The organism is Microvirga sp. Mcv34, assembly GCF_024519725.1.
Lineage (GTDB): Bacteria > Pseudomonadota > Alphaproteobacteria > Rhizobiales > Beijerinckiaceae > Microvirga.
Window position 1 is genome coordinate 1 of sequence record NZ_JALJRK010000322.1, and the last position, 246, is coordinate 246.

At 61.4% G+C, this 246-nt stretch carries 1 protein-coding gene; it reads right to left on the reverse strand.

Features of this window, described 5'->3' with window-relative positions; translation table 11 throughout:
• Nucleotides 1–246, reverse strand: a 246-nt coding sequence (locus tag OC446_RS30785; RefSeq protein ID WP_262032640.1) for a transposase, incomplete at both ends; no start/stop codon positions are given.

Sequence of the window (246 nt, forward strand, 5' to 3'; positions counted from 1 at the left end):
GGAACGTGCCCGACTTGCAGGTGGCCAGATCAAGGCCGCAGAACTTCAGGAACTGCCGATGATGCCCGAAGCGACGCAAATCGCCAGCCTCGGCCAGGATGGTCAGGGCATGGATCGGCCCAATTCCCGGGATCGTGCACAGCCGCTGATAGTCAGCGTGATCCGTCAGCATCGCATGCGCAAGCTTCTCAATCTGATCCCGCTGGCGGATCAGACTGCGGGCTTCGGCCAGAACCATGCGGAACA